The following is a 283-nucleotide window of genomic DNA, read 5'->3' on the forward strand; positions in this document are numbered from 1 at the left end:
CTTATGGCAGAGCAGGGAAAGGAATTGCCGGGCTATGTGCAACGGGAATTTGAAGAATTTCTCCAATGCGGGCGGCTGGAGCATGGCTTTCTACGGGTTCGCTGCGAGTCTTGCCACGCCGAGCACCTGGTCGCTTTCAGCTGTAAGCGTCGCGGTTTCTGCCCGAGCTGTGGGGCGCGGCGGATGGCCGAAAGTGCCGCCTTGCTGGTTGATGAAGTACTGCCTGAACAACCCATGCGTCAGTGGGTGTTGAGCTTCCCGTTTCAGCTGCGTTTCCTGTTTG

Annotated in this window: 1 protein-coding gene; it reads left to right on the forward strand. The window is 58.0% G+C overall.

Annotated elements, in window-relative coordinates; all coding sequences use genetic code 11:
- The coding region (locus tag ACSIPU_RS31235; protein WP_202619702.1) for a transposase zinc-binding domain-containing protein at positions 1–283 on the forward strand (283 nt) is incomplete at both ends.

The organism is Klebsiella sp. HN106 (assembly GCF_051209435.1).
In the GTDB taxonomy this organism is placed as follows: domain Bacteria; phylum Pseudomonadota; class Gammaproteobacteria; order Enterobacterales; family Enterobacteriaceae; genus Klebsiella; species Klebsiella oxytoca.